The organism is Bradyrhizobium sp. Kon56, assembly GCF_055807635.1.
The window spans coordinates 1-320 of record NZ_JBVVOU010000278.1 but is presented as its reverse complement, the minus strand read 5'-3'; the positions used below and the strand labels follow the sequence as shown (position 1 = coordinate 320).

Here is a 320-nt window from a genome sequence, read left to right as displayed (position 1 = left end):
ACCTCGCTGCAGAAGCTGATCGACAGCGCAAAGTCGATCGCCAACCAGGCGCTGCAGACCACTGTCGGCTATTCCTCGAAGTCCAACGTCTCCACCACGATCGCCGGCGCGACCGCGTCCGATCTGCGTGGCACGACGACCTATGCCAGCTCGACCGCGAGCAGCAACGTGCTGTACTCCGGCGCTGCCGGCGGTACGACCGCTGCGGCTTCGACCACGAAGCTCGGCGGTGTCTCGGGTGTCCTCACCGGCGCCGTGACGCAGGACAACGCCGGTACCCCCGCCAACATCTCCGGCACCACGCTGATCTACGGTGCGAG

General features: G+C 66.6%; 1 pseudogene. It reads left to right on the top strand.

What is annotated here, in order from left to right:
* A pseudogene (locus AC0L3B_RS38965) lies at positions 1-320 on the top strand (DUF1522 domain-containing protein); the annotation flags it as partial.